This window comes from Mycobacterium sp. 1245852.3 (assembly GCF_001669335.1).
GTDB classification, from domain to species: domain Bacteria; phylum Actinomycetota; class Actinomycetes; order Mycobacteriales; family Mycobacteriaceae; genus Mycobacterium; species Mycobacterium europaeum_A.
The window spans coordinates 1-17868 of record NZ_LZLL01000455.1 but is presented as its reverse complement, the minus strand read 5'-3'; the positions used below and the strand labels follow the sequence as shown (position 1 = coordinate 17868).

Genomic DNA, 17868 nt, shown 5'->3' with positions numbered 1-17868 from the left:
ATGTCCGACAGTGAGCGCCACCCCGTTGGCCAGCGCGTCATGATGCACTCATTGTCGCAATTGATGCTCATCACACCCGCCCGCGGGTGGCGGGATCGGGTGTCTGTAGCGGTAACCAGCATTCCTGGATATGCGGTGTCTGCGTTGTTGATCCGGCCTGACGGCTATGTCGCCTGGTCGGCGGACACCTACAACCCGAAGGACGAGCTGCGGTTGCGTAGCGCTCTCCAACGATGGTTCGGCAATGCTGCGGCGTCCGAAGCGGGCCTTTACTGCGGATCATCAAACACGAACAGTTCGCACCTCCTCGACAAGAAAGCGAGATGATTGATATGGATTTGGGATTAGCTGGAAAGCGGGCTCTGGTTACCGGCGCGAGCCGGGGCTTGGGCAAAGCGCTAGCCATGAACCTCGCGCAAGAGGGGGCGCATGTGGCGATCGCGGCGCGCAGCCCCGAACCGCTAGCCGACGCCGCGAAGGAGATACGCCAAAAGACGGGCCGCGTCGTCGTTCCCATTGCGCTGGACGTCATGAACAACAACTCGATCCAAGCGGCCGTCGCAAAGGCTGCCGACGAACTGGGCGGCCTCAACATTCTCGCGAATTGCGCCGCCCGCACCGGTGGGCATGGTGAGGAAGCCGACGTCTATGCGACGGCGAGCGAGGATGGCATGATCGCTGACTTCACGGAGAAGGTTGTCGGATCTCTCCGTCTGGTGCGCGCGGCCGAAAAGCACTTGGTCGCTGGCGGGGGAGGGCGCGTTCTGCTTTTTAGCGGCGGGGCCGGTCGTGTGCGCGGTGGCCTAATCAGCGCCGGCACGCGCAACCGTGCGGTCAACCATCTGACGGTTTCGCTGGCCAATGCGCTCGGCAAATACGGCGTCGGCGTCGTCTGCGTGGCCCCGGGCGCCACCGTGACGGAACGACAGATGGATGCTCATCGTCGGGCGGCCAAGCAGGCGGGGACACCCCTGGACGATTACATTGCCGATCGCGCCCACAAGACCACGCTGATGCGACGGCTCGTGATGGCGGGCGACGTCGCACAGGTCGCGACGTTTCTTTGTGCGCCTGTGTCCTGGCCGATCAATGCCGCAGTCATCGAAGTGGCGGGCGGAAGTAGCGGGGACATCCACTACGAGCTCGAGCCGCATGCTCCTTGGGAGCCCGGGACCGCGATCTAACAGAATGCACAACCACCGAGGAGATTCAGATGACCATCAACGACCTTCCTGCTGCCGTTCCCAGCGTCTTTGACGCCGGGCTGCCTCGGCTGGACTACGCGCACTCCCACGACCCCGAAGAAGCGCACCGGGTCCTGGCCGAGGCGCGCCGACACGCACCGATCGCTCTGGGCCCGTTCGGGCCCGAGACACTCACCTACGAGCTCGCCCGCATCGTCTTGCGCGATCCGCGCTTCGGCGCCGCTCACAGGCTGATCACAGAGGCTCAAGGCCTTACCTCAGGATCACTGTGGCAACGGATCTCCAACTTCATCCCGTCCATCGACGGCGAGCGTCATCTCCGGCTCCGCCGATTGGTCGCCAAGGCGTTCACGCCGCGCTCGGTCGCGCGACTGCAACCGTTGATCGTTGAGATTATTAACGAGCTGCTTGAACCGCACTTAGCCGTTGGACGCTGCGACATCGTGTCTGACGTCGCCGAACAATTCCCGATTCCGATCATCTGCGCGTTGCTGGGCACCCCCCGAAGTGACTGGCGTCTGTTCTCAACGTGGGCCGCTGATCTCAAGAAGATGTTCGACTGGAATCTGGTCAACGACGAGGGACGCATTCTCGCCGCCTGGGATGCCATCGATGACTATCTCGAGGGCATGGTCGCTCGCCGGCGCGAGCAGTTGACCGACGACTTGATGTCCGATTTGATCCGCGCTGAAGAAGACGGCGACAGGCTCGCCCACGACGAGCTGTTATCGCTCGCGGTGGCCCTGCTCGGTGCCGGCACTGACACCACCCGCAACCAACTGGCCTCCGCCATCGAACTGTTTTGCGATCACCCCGATCAGTGGACGCTGTTCGGGGATCATCCCGAAATGGCGCCGCGTGTGGTCGAGGAAGTTATGCGCCACCGCCCGATCGGCTTTGGCGCGCCGCGCGTCGCCACAGAAGACGTCGAACTGGCCGGGGTAAATATCCCAGCTGGGACCATCATTTTCGTCAACACCGCGGCCGCCAACCGTGACCCGGCGGCATTCAGAGAGCCCGAACGCTTCGACATCACCCGAGACGACAACACGCCGGGCATGCTCAGCTTTGGCTACGGCGTGCACGTCTGTCTGGGCGCACATCTGGCTCGGCTCGAACTGACCCAAGCCCTGACCGTGATGGCCCAACGCATGCCCAACCTGCGCCGGACCGGAGCGTCCCCATGGCCATCGATGATGTTGATCACCGGGCCCAGCACCGTACCCGTTGCATTCGGGCCCGACTACCACCAAGCCGGCTAGACACTGCAATGGCGTTCGACGAACTCGACCCCCTTCTGCATTGCGCCGTCGGGATATGCCTGGCAAGACATTTGGGTGAGACCACTTTGCGCAAAAGAGGCCACGGTGGTCGCTCACCATGCCTGATGAATACTCATTGACGCGCCCCGTCGTGGAGTGTAACTTCATGAACTGGCACAGTGTGATGAATAGTCATCGAACGCGGGCCACTGCTCAGACGCACCGTCGCGTTAACCGAGGAGTCAGTATGAGAGAGGCCCTGTCCTACAAGGCATCGCACGCGGCCGCCGAGGCTGTGATCGACTTGGGCCGCAAGCGCGGACTGCGGTTGAGTGTTTCGATCGTCAATCGCAGCGGCATCACCAAGGTGATCCTCAGCGACGACGGAGCCGGTCCCATGGCAGTGGAGACGGGGCGTCGTAAGGCCTACACGGCGGCGGTGACAGGAATGCCGACAACGCTTTTCGCCCAGTTCGCTGCCGACCCTCGGGTGGCTGTCACACCACCCCATGTGATCGATCCTCAGCTCCTCCCGGTCCCAGGCGGGCTGCCAATATCGGTCGATGGCGAGGTCGTTGGTGGTATCGGCGTCGGTGGCGCCGACGGCGACACCGACAACGCAGTGGCTGAGGAGGCCCTCAAACAGATTCAAACGCTGCTGTAAATGCGCCCGCGACGCGGCAAATACCAGTAGCGCAACATAATTGGAGTAAACAATGACGATCAAGCCGTGGCTGTTCGAGTTCTTCCACTCGGTACACGATCCTGCGCGTCGCGAGAATCCCACCGCGGTTCATCAGCAATTCAAGGACTACCTCGACCTGTGGGTCGACGGTGAGGAACTTGGCTGGGAGGGCATCTTTTTCAGCGAACATCACTTTGGACCCGGCTACAGCCCGTCGCCGAACTTGGTGATAGCCAACTTGGCGGCGCGCACCGAGAAACTTCGCCTCGGAGTGCTGGGAACGGTGTCGGCGTATGCCACGCCGTGGCGCGTCGCTGAGGAGTTCGCAATGCTGGACCATCTCACCGGGGGACGATTGGAGATGGGTGTCGTTAGCGGTATCCCCCCCGAACTCGCGGTTGTGGGGATCTCGAAGGAATATGCGGCCCAGGCGCACGCGGAAATCCTCGATGTCCTGCAATCGGCAATCACCAAGCCGTTGGTGTCACACACCGGCAACCGGTTTTCGTTCGATGACGTGCGAATCACACCGTCGTTCCTGCAGTCTGCCCCGTCTGTATGGACCGCGTCGACCAGTGCCGCGTCCGCGCGCCGCGCCGGTGAGCGCGGACTGAAGATGTGTAGCGGCTTTGTCAATGCCGACAAGCTGGCGCCAGTTGTCCAGGCCTACCAAGAGGGCGCCAAGTCGGCGGGAATGCCGACCGGCGCCGATCGGGTCGCCATCCGGCGAGCGGTCACACTTGTTGCGGACCAATCCGAACTCGACAGGGCGGGCGCCGTCGCCAAGGAAGGCGTCGACGAGTTCGCACGCGTTAGTTTCGAAGCAATGAAGATCCCCGATGCGGGCGGCCTTCCCATTGACGACGATGAGCTCGTCTTTGGCACTCCCGCGCAGGTGGCCGACGAGATCATCCGCCAGTGCACCATCACCGGCGTCGGCAACTTCATGGCGGCATTCAACGTGTTCGACACCGACGAATTACGTAAGCAGCACGAGTTGTTCGGCCGGGAGGTCATTCCCAGACTGCGCGCAGCGCAGGTCGAGGGGCCGGATAGTGACTGATTTCTCCACGTTCGACTATATCCCTGGTGGCGACATCCGCCAGCGGCTGGACGTGTTCATGCCTGCTGTCGATATTTCCTTGCAGACAGCGGTTTTGGTGTTGCATGGTGGAGCCTTCGTGTATGGCGACCGCGCCGCAATACACGCACGCTGTGAGGCGCTGGCGGTGCGAGGGGTCACCGCCATCGCTGTTGGCTACCGATTGCTGGATACGGCAGCGTGGCCGGCTCAGCTAAATGATGTCCGGGCGGCGCTGCGATGGACGCATGAAAACGCCGACGAACTCGGAGTCAGTGCGAAACGCATAGTCCTGCAGGGACATAGCGCTGGCGGCCAACTCGCGCTGCTCGCCGCCGGGACGGCCCGCGTTGAGTCCACGCCGGACATCAGCGGTGTCATCGCCTATTACCCGCCGGCAGCGGTGTCGCTGACTCCGGGCGCGGGTGAGATGCCAGCACAGATGCTGCTGGGGGCGGGGGCCACAACCGGCGACGCCGCGTCGGCGAGCCCGCTACACCACATCGGGAAAACGTTCCCGCCGACGGTCCTTATTCATGGCGCGGGCGACCGGTTCGTATCGTCAACTGCCAGCCTGCGCCTGTACGAGGCTCTCACAACTGCTGGGGTCAGAAGCGAATTGCATCTAATCGCAGGCCAAGACCACGAATTCGACATGACGCCGCGCTATGCCGATATCACGACGGAACTGGCCGTGTCCTTCCTGCAGGCCGAGATCCTGGAACCCGAGCTGGTCACGAAAGAAGTGATTGAGGCCAACCCGTTCGCATCGCTGCCCGCGCCGGAGGCTGGGCCAGCCTGATTGAAAAGGGGTCAAAGGTGACCGTCACATCCTCCCGTCTGGATTCTGGTACCGGTTATGGGCGTGCGCCGTCGTCGCACAATGCTCGGCTGACCGAGGTGGGTCCGGGCACGCCGATGGGTGAGGCGTTGCGCCGGTATTGGCATCCGATCGCGTGCTCGAGTGCGTTGACCCCTGAGGTGCCGCATCGCACAAAGGTGTTGGGGGAGGACCTGATTGTGTTCCGCGATGGCAGTGGCCGGGCGGGGGTGGTGTTTGAGCGGTGCGCGCATCGGGGCAGCAGTTTGTATTACGGGCGCATCGAGGAGGACGGCATTCGGTGCTGTTATCACGGGTGGAAGTTTGATGTGCAGGGGCATTGCCTCGAGCAGGCGTGTGAGCCCGACCGGGGCCGGCGCCGCGACGCGGCGCGTCAACCGTGGTATCCGGTCGAGGAGCGCTACGGCTTGGTGTTCGTCTACATGGGTCCGCCCGAACGCAAACCCGCGCTGCCCCGGTACGACTTTTTCGAGAACCTCGGTGACGGCGAGTCATTCTACAGTGAGTTGCCCGTGCCCGGCGCGAATGTGACCGGTCCAGTTACGCCCTGCAACTGGTTGCAGACATATGAGAATGGGATGGACCAGGTCCATGCTACGTGGCTGCACTACACACACAGCGGTCCCCAGTTCGACGGAATGGGTGGAGACGGGATTCCCTTATCGGCGCTAGACCCGTATAAGGCCCAGGAGACCCTGACCTGGCATACGAGCGAGCATGGCACGTACTACCACGTGCTGTTCGATAAAGAACTGGCCGACGGGACGGTCGTGACGCTCGATTCAGTAGCCGAATGTCAGCTACCGACCGTCCTCGCGTTGCACGACTTCGCGGTCCTGCCGATCGATAAGCCCATGGATATGTTGATCTACCTCGTTCCGGTCGACGACACCTCGCACCGGACCTTCATCACGACGCGGTCGACCGGACCCGACCGACTCTTCCACCTCATTATGGGCATCAAGCAGAACGGGAAGTTCCCGTGGGAACTGACCGAAGAGGAGCGACAGCGCTACCCAGGAGATGTGGAAGCTCAAGTCTCGCAGGGACCCATCGCTCAACACTCTGAGGAGACTCTGGCCACCTCTGACAAGGGTGTGGTGATGCTGCGGCGCATGCTGAGCCAAATGGTCGACGACGTGGAGGCCGGTCGTGACCCGATCAACGTCGAGTTCGGCGAGGGCAGCCCACGCAGCACCAAAGCGGGTCTGTTCACCGTCGCTCGCAAGGACACGCAGGCGCCGTTCTCTGCAGCTGCGAACTCATAGGGCGGCGTCGCCAAGTGGCCTAAGCCCCCATCGGATGAGCAGTGCCTGTCACTCGGATTTACCGCCGCTAATTGGGATGTCCTTCCCCGCCGCTTCTGGTGGCGGAGAAGGACTGAAGTCAGGAGGGACCACCCACATGCCCTGGATCCAGGTCACGATCGCCAAGGGGCGCCCGCCCGAGCAACTGCATGCGCTCGGACAGGCGCTTACAGCTGCGACGCAGCAGGCGATCGGCGCGCAAACGGCGTCCATTCGCGTCTCGCTGATCGAATGTGAGCCAGAACGGTTGTTCGTCGGAGGTGAAACCCTCGCCGAACTGCGGGCTTCTGGTCGACGATGACCCAGCGCCGCATCGTGCTACATCCACATGGCGTCGAGAAGATCCTGTCGGCATTCAGCCGAGACCGGCCTGCACTGACGTTGATGGGACTGGCGCGATGTAGGGGAATCCCAGTGGCCACGGGCACAGGCTCGTCGGCTGCCTGCGCGAATCGGGAATCCTGGAAAGTCGCCCGTCTGCGCACTGCCAGAGGGGCTTGCGTGTCTGGGAATTCGGTTCTCTGACGGCCCGCGGACTAGGTCTTCGAGAAGCCGCCCCTCCGTCTATGGAGGGCGTTTTCCAGATCATCAGACACCACGACCACCTTGCAGTTCGTGAAGGCGAGGAAGGGGTCTTTATCGAACGAATCACCGATCGCGCTACGTCGCCGGTCCTCAACAGGATGGGGGGCTTCCAGCGACACCCCAGTGCCGTCGGGAGAGTGTTGCTCGCCTACGCTGCGCTGTCGCGTCGGCGCTAGCGCCGGTCGTGCCGACGGGTTACGCAACACCGCGCACGCTCGTGCCCCTGCTGCAGGCCGCAGCACGAGGTATTTCCCGGAAACCGGCCAAAGAAGCTGCTCGCCTCGACGAGGCGATGCAGGGTGCCGAACATTCCTCAGAATCGCGATATCCGGCGCAAGGCCACGGGAGCAGCCACCGAATTGCGCCACGTCGCAGTCGTTTTGGCTGATCGACGGACAAACTCGGCATCAGCTGTTCGCCGCCATTCCTCTCCTCGGTGCGTTTCGCCGATGCGTCGACCGGAGTTGTTCGCGACGGGCACGAGTCGACTGCGGCGGCGAGGTGTCCCGCGCCCGGGAAGGGTTGATTTTCAAACAATAAGAGTGTCGTTGTGGCGGCCATACGCACTGGTTAGTATTTCGCTGAGACGTTCGAGTCTGTACGATAAATGCGCAGATCCCTTGTGGCACAAGGCTCGCTGCGTTTTGAGTGGAAGGTATATCGGTAGTAATGATTAAGCCGTGGCTGTTTGAGTTTGTCCATTGCGAGCATGATCCGGCGCGGCGCGAGGATCCCTCTGCGGTACAGCAGAAGTACCGCGACTACATCGATTTGTGGGTCGCTGGTGAGCAGCTGGGCTGGGAGGGAATCTTTTTCAGCGAACATCATTTCGGGCCGGGGTATAGCCCCTCACCAAATTTGATGATCGCCCACCTGGCTGCACGCACGAGCACTCTGCGATTAGGCGTGTTGGGTACCGTGTCGGCGTATGCCACCCCATGGCGGGTGGCCGAAGAGTTCGCGATGCTTGATCATCTCACCGCAGGCCGGTTGGAAATGGGTGTGGTCAGCGGGATTCCGCCGGAGTTGGCGGTGGTCGGTATCGACGGTGCGCTCGCCGCTGCAGTGCACGCCGAGACGCTCGAGGTGTTGCTCGCTGCGATCGATAAACCCTTGGTGTCACATCACGGTGAGCACTTCCACTTTGACAACGTGCGGATCACTCCGAGCTTCTTGCAGTCCGACCCGCAGATATGGACCGCATCGACCAGCCCCGAGTCCGCGCGCCGGGCCGGGGAGCGGGGCCTGAAAATGTGCACCGCTTTCAAGGAAGCCGAAGCGCTGGCCCCCGTGGTGGCCGCCTATCAGGAAGGCGCCAAGTCAGCCGGCAAGCCCGCCGGCGCGGATCGCGTTGGTATCCGCCGGGTCGTCTCGCTGGTCGCGGACGAATCCGACTCCGACAAAGCCGCCGATAACGCCAAAGAAGGCACCCTGGAACTGTTTCGCGTCATCGCCGAAGCCACGCAAAAGGCCCTGCCCGATGCCGCGGCCACCGGACAGCTCGGCAAGGACGAGCTGATCTCAGGCACCCCCGCCCAGGTCGCGGACGAGATCATCCGTCAGTGCACCGTCGCCGGCGTGGGGAACTTCTTGACCGTCTTCAACATATTCGACCCCGACGATCTCCGGACGAACCACGAGCTGTTCGGCCGAGAGGTCATCCCTCGCCTGCGTGCCGCGCAGATCGACTAATTGGTCGATTCCCTGCTTGAAAACTCGGTTGGGAAGCGGAGACTGGCTTGTTTGTCTTCCGGTGCGGATAGCGATACCGGTTGTGGTCGGGCGAAGCCGTACCCAACGCACGGTTGACCGAAGTGGGGCCTGCACACCCTGAGTGAGGCGTTGCGCCGGCACTGGGCTACCGATTTCGCGGTCGGCTACGTTGACCACTGACATGCCCGATCGAACGAAAGTGTCGGGGAGAACCTGATTGTCTTCGTGATAAGAGCGGACGCCGGCGTGGGGGACCGGCGGGGTGCTGATGTACGGCGTCTTACCTCATGGGCGGATCGAGCAGGACGGTATCCGCTGCTACTGGTGCTACGGCTGGAAAGTTCGATGCGAAAGGGCTTTTGGGTCCCGCGGCTTTGTATACCGCAACGGGGTCAGGATGTAACAGCGTACGCATGTACATCGGTAATTGCCGCGACACTACGACGCGCCCACGCGCGCCCGGGATGATCGACGGTGAGAGGCAGCGATACGGTCCATAGTTTCCTTAAATTCGCGGTTTGTCGCTTCGCGTTGGTTTCAGGTTGTGTTGTGGCCAAGGTATGCCCGGCGGAACGACATAGGGCGGGCCGCCCATGGTGTTACTGATCGAGATCCGCGATCTGGTCGAATGTCTAACGGTGAAGCCTGATTCTTGCCGCTACGTACGGCCGTTGGTGCATGCACGGCGGGCGAGCAATCGCGTACTGAAATAGGTTGGAGCCCAGGTATGTCGGCCTGGCTTCCACGTTGGCAGAAGGGCGCCGACGCCGAGGGCATGCACAGCGATGAAGAGCGGTACACGCCGGTGACGGCGGCGGAACTGCGCCGAGGTATCGTTTAGAACCGGCATCGTTGGCAATATTATTGATCCATAGGCTAATTCGCTTTGTTCGCCTGCAGCGGCTGGCAGCCTGAGGATGGCAACCGGCAGGTGGAAAATATCGCCCCGTGCCAGAACGCGGAGACGCAGGGGCGTCGGGGTAGTACACGGGCACTGCGAATTTGCGGCTTTCGGCCCGAGAACCCGACCAACTCAACGGGGCGAGATATCAGGGCCGTCCAGACAGGGGCTTAGCTGACCCTTCGCGCTAAGGGTTCGCTGTTGGTGAGCGATTCAAAGCTGAGTTGCAAGTTAGGCGGTTGGGCGGGGAAGTCGTGCTGGGTGCAGTCAACAGCCTTCGTCACTTCTGGCAGCTGTGGCACGAGAGTTGCCCCATTGGTCCGAGGAAGCCGCCGGGAGCGAACGGGCAATCTCTCCTAGCATATGGGGCGACCCGCAACGTGGATGGACGCCACACGAGCTATGAATCTGGCACTTCATCTCTGATCGGCAATCGCATTCGCTCTGATGGTAGAAGATGCACGCGTGCCGCACCGTTGGTGTCGCTGCTGCCTGCCCAACTACATCTGGGGACTGATGTCAGCCCGGGCGGGGCTGCCCGCGGCTTCCCGACGATCGAGGATCAAAAATTTCGTACTTCGGTCCCCATCGCACAGATGCGTCTCTGCGTGCACCCTGCAAAACCAAGCGATAGACGGTATTTGCTTATGAATGGCACGACGGTGACCCGTATTTACCGCAGCTGATCGGTGCCGAACACGCGCATCTGCAATGCGAGCAGCCCGTAATAGCCGATCAGCGTAGTGAGTTCGAAGACCTTTTCGGGTCCCATGACCATGACCGCCTCGGCATACTCCGCGTCGGTCAATTCATTTCGGGCGAGGATACGTCGGGTGGCGATGGCCACGGCGGCCTCCTCGGGATCAGTGAGATTCAGGTCGGTGCCTGCCCGCAGCGCAGCGAGTTCGGCGTCGACCAGCCCGATGCGTAGCCCCACACGCTCGTGAGCATATTGCTCGAAGGCGCTTTGCCAGTGGGCGGCTACGACGAGGATGGCGATCTCGCGAGCGCGGTCGGGCAGCCTGCCTTGATACCGGATCGCTGCGCCGAGCTGTTGGAGGGCATCACCGAGCGGCGGGTGCAGGAGCATCGCGTTGAAAGGTCCTTCAAGGCTGCCATCTTCGTCGATAAGGCTGAAAGCGCCGCTCGTAGCGCGGGGGCCGCCGGCGATGGCCTCGTAAACAGCGCGCTGGGCGCCGTGGAGCTGATCGGGGCGCAGGCGGGGAATTCGGCTCATGCAGGCGTCCGTTTCCGATGCCGCCATTTCATCCTCAACCATCCTCTTACTCAATGAAATTCGATCTGTGTTCGGCCGGCGTTGTGCACTAGCTTACCTAGCACATTGCTGAAAATGCATTTCCTTCAATGAAAGCGGGGGCCGATGGCACGATCACTGTGCCTGGAGGACCGCCGGGTCCTGGTGGCCGGAGCCGGTGGACTCGGCGGGTCCTGTGTCGCTGGTTTCGTGGATAGCGGTGCACGCGTCGTTGTTGCCGACCGTGACGCGCAGCGATTGTCGGGCCTAGGCCACGAGCTAAATTTGGCCGCTACGCTAGAGGCTGACCTGTCCCACCCCGAGACGTGCCGTGCGGTCATCGACGAAGCGGCGGAGACGCTGGGCGGGCTGGACGTGTTCGTCCACGCAGTCGGCGTCAACGACCGCCGGCCGCTGCTCGAGCTCGGTGACGACGATTGGGCCCGGATGCTCACTATTAACCTGTCCAGCGCGTACTGGCTGGGTCAAGCGGCGGGCCGGGTGATGGCCGCACAGCGTTCCGGACGTTTGGTATTCATCTCGTCAGTCGCCGGCCTGCTCGCGCACGCTGATCACGGACCGTACGCCGCCTCCAAAGGCGGTTTGAACCAGCTGTTGCGCGTTATGGCTCGGGAATGGGCCGCGGACGGTATTGCGGTGAACGCGACCGCGCCGGGCTACATCGAGACCGAGCTGACCCGCGATTACCTCGCGAGACCCGGTGTGCGCGAAAAGCTTACCGAGCTGGTTCCGGCCGGCCGGCTGGGCCGACCAGACGAAGTCGTCGGTTCGGTGTTGTTCCTGGCCTCGGAGCTGTCCTCGTTCGTTACCGGACAGATCCTCTACGTCGACGGCGGACGCACGCTCGTGTGATTAGAAAGGTTGTTAGATGACTCAAACAGTGGACCCTAGTACCACTCCGACTCGGTTTGTCGGCCGAACGGTCGTTGTCACCGGTGCGGGCACCGGTTTTGGCGCAGCGATTGCGGCGCGCGCTGCCGCCGAGGGCGCCAATGTCGGTGTCCACTACAATTCCTCGAAAGCTGGTGCCGACGCGACCGCCGAGAGGGTGCGTGCGTATGGCCGCGAGGCGATTACTGTGCAGGCGGACATCAGCACCTGGGATGGTGTTCGATCCCTGGTCGAGCAGACATTCAGCCATTTCGGGACCGTCGACGTCCTGGTCAACAACGTCGGCGATGTGGCTTCCGAACAGATGTCCTGGCGCGACCTCGACCAGGAAGCGCTGGACCGGGTCATCGACGTTGACGTCAAGGGCACCCTGTTGTGCACGCACGAGTTCGGCTCGCGCATGCTCGATCAGGGCCGCGGCGCGATCATCAACATCGGTTCCACGGTCGTCGTCCGCGGCAGCGCGCGGGCCCCTCAGTACGCGGCCTCCAAGTACGCGATTTTGGGACTGACCAAGTCATACGCGGCGGCCTTCGCGCCCACGGTACGGGTCAATGTATTCGCGCCCGGCTTCATGGAAACCGAGATGACGCGAAGCCGCGCCGACTGGCAGAGCGGGCGGCGGGAGAAGCTGCTGGGTATGACTCCGATGAACCATATTCCCGCACCAGAGGAAGTGGCGGGCGCCGCACTGTTCTACGCCACCGACGACGCGGCACACATCACGGGCGGCCTGATGATCGCCGACGGTGGCTACAACATGGTTGGCGCATAGGGGATCACGATGAAACTTGTCACCTTCAATGACAACCAGGTAGGCCGCCTCGACGGCGACACCGTCGTCGAACTGGATGTGCCGAGTACCCGCGAGTTCTTCGAGCGCGGCGGCGTCGGCGAGACCGGTCGGACCTTCGCGTTGGCCGATGTGCGCTTGCGCGCTCCCATCGTGCCCAAGAAGTTCTTCCATACCTCCGGTAACTTCCGAGAGCACGAGGACGAATCTAAACAGGTCGACTGGTCGCACCCGATGCACAAAGGCATAGTGTTCTTCCAGAACGTCGACGCCATCGTGGGTCCCGACGAGCCGGTTGTTTACCCCGAACATCTGACATCGGAACTGGACTACGAGCTGGAACTGGCCATCGTGATCGGCAAGCCAGGCAAGTTCTTCAACGCCGAGCAGGCCCTGGATCACATCGCCGGCTACGTGGTGTTCAACGACATTAGCGCCCGCGACATCCAGCGTCGCGAGATGCGATCCGGGGTCTTTTCCTTTTGCAAGGCCATCGACACCTTCTGCCCGCTCGGTCCTTACATCGTCACCGCTGACGAAATCTCCGAACCTCAAAATCTGCATATGCAACTGCGGGTCAACGGACAGGTACGGCAGGACTCCAATACAAGTCGCATGATCGTGTCCATCCCCGAGCTAGTCGCCTACCACTCTCCCCAGGTATATAGCGCCGGCGATCTCATCACCACCGGAACCGTCTCTGGCGTCGCCGGCTTCCGCCCCGACGCTCATGACTACTACCTACGCCCTGGCGACTTGATCGAGGCTGAGATTGAGGGGATCGGGGTGCTGCGCACCCCAGTCGTGTCCTGGAAGGAAGCCTACGGCGAGCCTGCGCCACCCAAAGTGGAGTGGGCATGAGACTGGCGATGGTGGCCGGTCGCCTCGCACTCGTGCGAGGCGACCGACTGGTCGACCTCAGCGGCTTCGGCGACGATCCGATGGCGGCGTTCGAGCGGTGGGACGCGTTCATCGACTGGGCACGCACATGCGACGGCCGCGACGAGCCGTTGGACCTCCAGCGGCTCGGACCGCCGGTGCCCCGGCCACGCCAGGTGTTCGCAATCGCGCTCAATTACCCGCCGCACGCCGCCGAGGCGGGATACCAACCGCCAGCGGATCCCCTGGTATTCACCAAGTTTCCGACATGTCTTACCGGCCCCTACGCTACGGTCGAGTTGCCGGGCGACAAAGTGGACTGGGAAGTCGAGCTCGTCGTCGTCATTGGCGCCGGCGGGTACCGCATCAGCGAAGACCGCGCATGGCAACACGTCGGTGCGCTGACGGTCGGACAGGACCTGTCCGACCGTCACACGCAAATGCTCGGTGCCCCACCGCAATTCTCGTTGGCCAAATCTTTCCCCGGATTCGGGCCTATCGGCCCCGTGCTCGTCAGTCCTGACGAGCTCAGTGACCCAAACGATTTGGAGATCGTCGGCGAGCTCAACGGTGCCGTCGTGCAGCAGGCCCGCACCAAAGACATGATCTTCGCGATCCCCGAGCTCGTTGGCCGCATCTCGGCGATTTGCCCGCTGCTGCCCGGTGATTTGATCTTCACCGGCACCCCGGCGGGAGTGGGCAACCGCATGACCCCACCGCGCTATCTACGTCCGGGCGACGAACTGGTCAGCAGGGTCGAAGGGATCGGGGAACTCCATACCCTGTTTGGGAGGAGACACTATTCAGCGAACGATCCGCTCGGCGGGCGACTGGGTTAAACCGCGACGCTCAACGTTGTGGAGATCCACGCCATATCTGCGCCATAGGCCAGTACGTGTCATTTTGCTGATGGCTCGCCTACTCGCAGGTTCCGCATCGGGAAGACGCGCTGACAGCGCGAGAGCTGCCGTCGGGTACGGCGCCGTTGGCTGTGCGAGGCGGCGGTGTGTTTTCGGCGTCACCGATGCTGATTTATTGAGTCTGATTCCGGTTGCGTCCGGTGGCGGACTCTAGGCAGCGTCCGGGAGCGCGGCCGGCGACGGGCCAGTTGTGATGCCCGGCTGTGCAAGGAGTTGCATATAGACGGCCCGGTACTGCACTGGATGCTTGACGCTAATGAGAGCTGACGCCTACCATAAACCGTTCGATCACTTTGTGGTCGAACGGTTTATGCAACCGGCTGATTTACTAGACTGGCTAGGCGAGACCCAAATGTCTAGGACCGCGACGGGCGAATCCGTCTTCTCTAGAGTCGTGCGAATCGTGGAGGCGTTTGATCCGGACACTCCTGCGTTGCGGATGGGCGAGATCGCGCGCCGGTCCGAGCTGCACGTGGCCACTACCTCACGTTTAGTTGAGGCGCTTGTCTGCCATGGCTGGCTGGAACGGACTGCTGACCGGAAGGTCCGCGTCGGACTTCGGCTCTGGGAACTCGCGTCTCGCGCGTCGCCCACTTTGGGTTTGCGTGAAGCGGCGATGCCCTTTCTCCAAGACCTTCACGCCGTGGTCGGACACCACGCCCAGCTAAGTGTGCTCGACGGGGAAGAGGTCTTGTTTATCGAACGGCTTTCGACCCCCGGGGCGATCAACAGCATCTCGCGGATCGCCGGACGCTTGCCCTTGCATGTGTCATCGTCTGGACTCGTCCTACTGGCTTTTGCTCCGGCCGGGATACAAGAACGCGTCTTAGCGGGGCCGCTGCGAGCATACACACAGCAAACGATCACCGATCCTCGGCGGCTGCGATCAGTCTTGGCCGACGTGCGGCGCAACGGCTACGCGTACTGCCCTGCGGTGGTCGAGGACAAAGCGACCGGCATCGCGGTTCCCATTCGTGATTCCGATCGCGGGTTCTTAGCGGCGATGTCGATCATCGTGCCTAACGACGAAAACGCGCGCATGCTGATTCCTGCCCTGCAGACAGCGGCTCGCGGCATTACTCGTGCGGTTAGTAAGCGCCGCCTAAATGACGGCCCCTAGTAATTCAAGCCGTTGTGCGCTCAGTTTTTCCGATAGTGGGTTGTCGCGGTAATCCTTTGGCTGGTGTGCTTTTGTCGAAGAGTCGCAGGGTTGGTCCGCCTCGGCATCACACAGCCCGTTGGGCCATCGCCTCGGCTGAGCTAGGGTGTTTCGGCTGCGTCTGCGTCCGGGGCGGGGAGCGGCGCACAACGGCCGGCCCCTGGAATAGATCCGCGCCTTTGCCGCTGCTGACCAGATATGAGTCGATACTCATGGCGTCGCCGCACGGTGCAGGCTTGGTGAGGCGGAAATGCCTACGTCAAAACACCATGCAAAATCGCCAAAGTGACCGGGCCAAAGAGCCGTATGCGAGATACATTGCAGCACATGCTAACGGATATGGCGAGGCTGACCTGACATAGATTAGCGGCACACGTCACATTATGGCGCACAGCGTATCTCGGACTGTTGCCGACGCTCGCTCGGTGCTGTTCCCACAGGCGGCAGCTACCTGACGACGCATCGCGGCACGCCAGGCCTGATCTCACGGCGAGTTCAAGGCAGGTCCCGGCAGACGTCGGCGAAGTCGTTTGCCTACTGCTACCGCTACCGTTTTCGGCACAGTCGATGTCGCACCGTTGTACGAGACGCTGATCAACGCCCGAAACCTGTTGTCTTAGCGAGGAGTCGGCTCATAGCTGTCTGGACGACAGGCTTGTAAGGATACTGGTTGTGCGGCGCGGGAACTGGGCCGTGGTTTGGTGGTAGCCGCTGGTGTCTGAGTGGTGTGATGAAGTGAGTTCACAGCATGCTAACTGCAGATTGCCGCTGCGCAGCAACTGTCACGCGGTGCCACAGTTTCAGGAATCATTACCTAGTCCACTATTTTTCAAGCAGTTCACGGCGACCTAGTTACCCCCCGCAAGACCCTTGACCAATATGCATCAGAAGCAAAGAGTGGATGTGATGACCACAACAATACGACGCTGCAGACGTCGGTTCTGTGCGGCTCGGTGGAGGCACCCGTCTAACCACCCGCAGCGTGAAGGTCAGCCGTTACATCCTCCCGCCTGGATTCTGGTGCCGGTTATGGGCGTGCCCTGTCGTCGCACAATGCTCGGCTGACCGAGGTGGGCCGTTATCTGCAGGTGGTGAGCGGGGATGCTTGACGTCCACGACGGGGCGGGCGGTGGTGGGGTTTATGGCGCTGTCGCGGAGGGGTTATCTACAGGTACGCGTTGACAGTCACCCTCAGCGAGAGTCAGGCTGCCGTGCAGCCTACCCGCGTGGGCGGTGTGTAGTCCGTTGGCGGATGGGTAGGCGGAGAGAATGCCGCCTGCGGTCCGCGGGTGCATCGGCACCTGGAGGTAGCCCGTAGATGAGTGGGATGTGATTGTGGTGGGTGCCGGTTCTGCCGGCGGGGTTCTGGCGAACCGGCTGAGCCAGACGGGGGGAGTGTTCGGTCCTGCTGCTGGAGGCAGGTCCCGACTACGGCAGTGAGGCGGCCGGATTGCCGCAGGACGTGGCGTCCGGCCCGCGGGAGACCTCCAGCCACGACTGGGGTTCGGTCAGCGAGCCCGGTGACTTGGGTCGCGAGATTCCGCTGACGCGTGGCAAGTTGGTTGGGGGCTCCTCGGCCATCAACAACGCGATCGCGCTTCGCGGCAATCCGAAGGACTACGACGGCTGGGCCGCCTGGACCGGCGCGTGGTCCTTCGAGGACCTGCTGCCACGGTTCCGTGCGATCGAACACGACCTCGACTTCGTCACCTCCTGGCACGGCAACCACGGACCCGTCCCCGTGCGCCGAACTCGGCCGGCGAGCTCGCGGGCTTCGATGCCGACCATCCAGCGCGGTTCCAGTGAGTCCGATCGCAGCAGCTTGTAAAGCAGATCAGTGCAGATGTTACTCACCCGACAATCGCCACCGAATGCCAGCTTGTCATCAAATCGCTTCCGCCAGATGTCGGTCATTTCAGACGAATTCGACAATAACCTCTCCCAGACCGGTCACGCAGCCGCGATAGTGGTCACCGCGCGCGACATCCACCGCCCTGATACATGAACCGGACAAGAGGACTTGACCGGGTTGTAGATCGACGTCTACGGCCGCCAACGTGCGGGCCAACCACACAATCGCATTGACCGGGTTTGCGAGAACGGCGCCGGTGTTTCCCTTCGTGACCAGTACATCGCGCTCGCCAAACCCCACATATAGTGCGGCATCGAGGTCGGTGAGATCGACATCGGCCGGCCGAACCCTCTTGCGGCCCAGCGCGAACCGCGCCGAGGAGGCGTTGTCGGCCACGAACTCGATGATGCCGATCTGCCGTTGCTGGATCCGACTGTCGATGACCTCGATGGCCGCAGCGACGTAGTCGGTAGCCGCGAGCACGTCGATGGCGGTGCAGTCATGTCCCGCAAGAGCCG

At 62.3% G+C, this 17868-nt stretch carries 15 protein-coding genes and 3 pseudogenes; 15 read left to right on the top strand and 3 right to left on the bottom strand.

The annotated features are described in order from the left end of the window. The 9 genes and pseudogenes from A9W96_RS32785 to A9W96_RS20190 form a co-directional block, all read left to right on the top strand. Positions 1–327: pseudogene (locus A9W96_RS32785) on the top strand (hypothetical protein); the annotation flags it as partial. Beyond that, a complete protein-coding gene (locus A9W96_RS20230) occupies positions 234–1184 on the top strand; it encodes an SDR family oxidoreductase (protein WP_082972514.1) in 951 nt (316 codons plus the stop codon). The pseudogene A9W96_RS32785 and the gene A9W96_RS20230, both read left to right, overlap by 94 nt. A 29-nt stretch (positions 1185–1213) precedes the next feature. Then, complete coding sequence (locus A9W96_RS20225) at positions 1214–2467, top strand: cytochrome P450 (protein WP_067142474.1); 1254 nt, start codon at positions 1214–1216, stop codon at positions 2465–2467. Positions 2468–2714: 247 nt separating this feature from the next. Further along, positions 2715–3131, top strand: a complete 417-nt coding sequence (locus tag A9W96_RS20220) for a heme-binding protein (RefSeq protein WP_067142471.1) — start codon at positions 2715–2717, stop codon at positions 3129–3131. A 52-nt stretch (positions 3132–3183) separates the two neighbouring features. Next, a complete protein-coding gene (locus A9W96_RS20215; RefSeq protein ID WP_067142468.1) occupies positions 3184–4215 on the top strand; it encodes an LLM class flavin-dependent oxidoreductase in 1032 nt (343 codons plus the stop codon). Then, entirely contained in the window at positions 4208–5035 is an 828-nt protein-coding gene (locus A9W96_RS20210) for an alpha/beta hydrolase (protein ID WP_067142465.1), read from the top strand. Before A9W96_RS20215 ends, A9W96_RS20210 begins: the two co-directional genes overlap by 8 nt. 17 nt (positions 5036–5052) lie before the next feature. Beyond that, the gene (locus tag A9W96_RS20205) at positions 5053–6342 is read left to right on the top strand and encodes a Rieske 2Fe-2S domain-containing protein (protein WP_067142462.1); all 1290 of its coding nucleotides are present in this window, start codon (positions 5053–5055) and stop codon (positions 6340–6342) included. 136 nt (positions 6343–6478) lie between these two features. Next, entirely contained in the window at positions 6479–6682 is a 204-nt protein-coding gene (locus A9W96_RS20200) for a tautomerase family protein (protein ID WP_067142460.1), read from the top strand. 953 nt (positions 6683–7635) lie between these two features. Then, positions 7636–8658, top strand: a complete 1023-nt coding sequence (locus tag A9W96_RS20190) for an LLM class flavin-dependent oxidoreductase (protein ID WP_067142455.1) — start codon at positions 7636–7638, stop codon at positions 8656–8658. Positions 8659–10253: 1595 nt separating this feature from the next. Here the strand turns inward: A9W96_RS20190 and A9W96_RS20185 are convergent. Next, positions 10254–10859, bottom strand: coding sequence for a carboxymuconolactone decarboxylase family protein (locus A9W96_RS20185; protein WP_231999755.1), 606 nt, complete (start codon positions 10857–10859; stop codon positions 10254–10256). A 102-nt stretch (positions 10860–10961) separates the two neighbouring features. On the opposite strand from A9W96_RS20185, the gene A9W96_RS20180 reads away from it, so the two are divergent. The 6 genes and pseudogenes from A9W96_RS20180 to A9W96_RS32780 form a co-directional block, all read left to right on the top strand. After that, a complete protein-coding gene (locus tag A9W96_RS20180) occupies positions 10962–11708 on the top strand; it encodes an SDR family NAD(P)-dependent oxidoreductase (RefSeq protein ID WP_067142451.1) in 747 nt (248 codons plus the stop codon). A gap of 16 nt (positions 11709–11724) precedes the next feature. After that, entirely contained in the window at positions 11725–12522 is a 798-nt protein-coding gene (locus tag A9W96_RS20175; RefSeq protein ID WP_067142448.1) for an SDR family NAD(P)-dependent oxidoreductase, read from the top strand. A gap of 9 nt (positions 12523–12531) precedes the next feature. Further along, positions 12532–13401, top strand: a complete 870-nt coding sequence (locus tag A9W96_RS20170) for a fumarylacetoacetate hydrolase family protein (protein WP_067142445.1) — start codon at positions 12532–12534, stop codon at positions 13399–13401. Next, positions 13398–14258: a fumarylacetoacetate hydrolase family protein gene (locus A9W96_RS20165; protein WP_067142442.1), complete on the top strand. Its 861-nt coding sequence runs from the start codon at positions 13398–13400 to the stop codon at positions 14256–14258. The genes A9W96_RS20170 and A9W96_RS20165 overlap by 4 nt, the downstream gene beginning before the upstream one ends. A gap of 433 nt (positions 14259–14691) precedes the next feature. Next, complete coding sequence (locus A9W96_RS20160) at positions 14692–15459, top strand: IclR family transcriptional regulator (RefSeq protein WP_067142480.1); 768 nt, start codon at positions 14692–14694, stop codon at positions 15457–15459. Positions 15460–16960: 1501 nt separating this feature from the next. Beyond that, positions 16961–17221, top strand: a pseudogene (locus tag A9W96_RS32780) (GMC family oxidoreductase N-terminal domain-containing protein); the annotation flags it as partial. Positions 17222–17267: 46 nt separating this feature from the next. Here A9W96_RS32780 and A9W96_RS32775 read toward each other — a convergent pair. Both A9W96_RS32775 and A9W96_RS32290 read right to left on the bottom strand, forming a co-directional pair. After that, positions 17268–17384: pseudogene (locus A9W96_RS32775) on the bottom strand (acetaldehyde dehydrogenase (acetylating)); the annotation flags it as partial. Between the two features lie 29 nt (positions 17385–17413). Further along, positions 17414–17868: 2-keto-4-pentenoate hydratase (locus A9W96_RS32290; RefSeq protein WP_369830854.1), on the bottom strand; the 455-nt coding region annotated here is incomplete at its 5' end.

Bases quoted from the DNA above. Each gene is read 5' to 3' on its own strand.
- A9W96_RS20230 (WP_082972514.1), top strand. From the start codon at position 234: ATGGTTCGGCAATGCTGCGGCGTCCGAAGCGGGCCTTTACTGCGGATC.
- A9W96_RS20225 (WP_067142474.1), top strand. From the start codon at position 1,214: ATGACCATCAACGACCTTCCTGCTGCCGTTCCCAGCGTCTTTGACGCC.
- A9W96_RS20220 (WP_067142471.1), top strand. From the start codon at position 2,715: ATGAGAGAGGCCCTGTCCTACAAGGCATCGCACGCGGCCGCCGAGGCT.
- A9W96_RS20215 (WP_067142468.1), top strand. From the start codon at position 3,184: ATGACGATCAAGCCGTGGCTGTTCGAGTTCTTCCACTCGGTACACGAT.
- A9W96_RS20200 (WP_067142460.1), top strand. From the start codon at position 6,479: ATGCCCTGGATCCAGGTCACGATCGCCAAGGGGCGCCCGCCCGAGCAA.
- A9W96_RS20190 (WP_067142455.1), top strand. From the start codon at position 7,636: ATGATTAAGCCGTGGCTGTTTGAGTTTGTCCATTGCGAGCATGATCCG.
- A9W96_RS20185 (WP_231999755.1), bottom strand. From the start codon at position 10,859: ATGGTTGAGGATGAAATGGCGGCATCGGAAACGGACGCCTGCATGAGC.
- A9W96_RS20180 (WP_067142451.1), top strand. From the start codon at position 10,962: ATGGCACGATCACTGTGCCTGGAGGACCGCCGGGTCCTGGTGGCCGGA.
- A9W96_RS20175 (WP_067142448.1), top strand. From the start codon at position 11,725: ATGACTCAAACAGTGGACCCTAGTACCACTCCGACTCGGTTTGTCGGC.
- A9W96_RS20170 (WP_067142445.1), top strand. From the start codon at position 12,532: ATGAAACTTGTCACCTTCAATGACAACCAGGTAGGCCGCCTCGACGGC.
- A9W96_RS20165 (WP_067142442.1), top strand. From the start codon at position 13,398: ATGAGACTGGCGATGGTGGCCGGTCGCCTCGCACTCGTGCGAGGCGAC.
- A9W96_RS20160 (WP_067142480.1), top strand. From the start codon at position 14,692: ATGTCTAGGACCGCGACGGGCGAATCCGTCTTCTCTAGAGTCGTGCGA.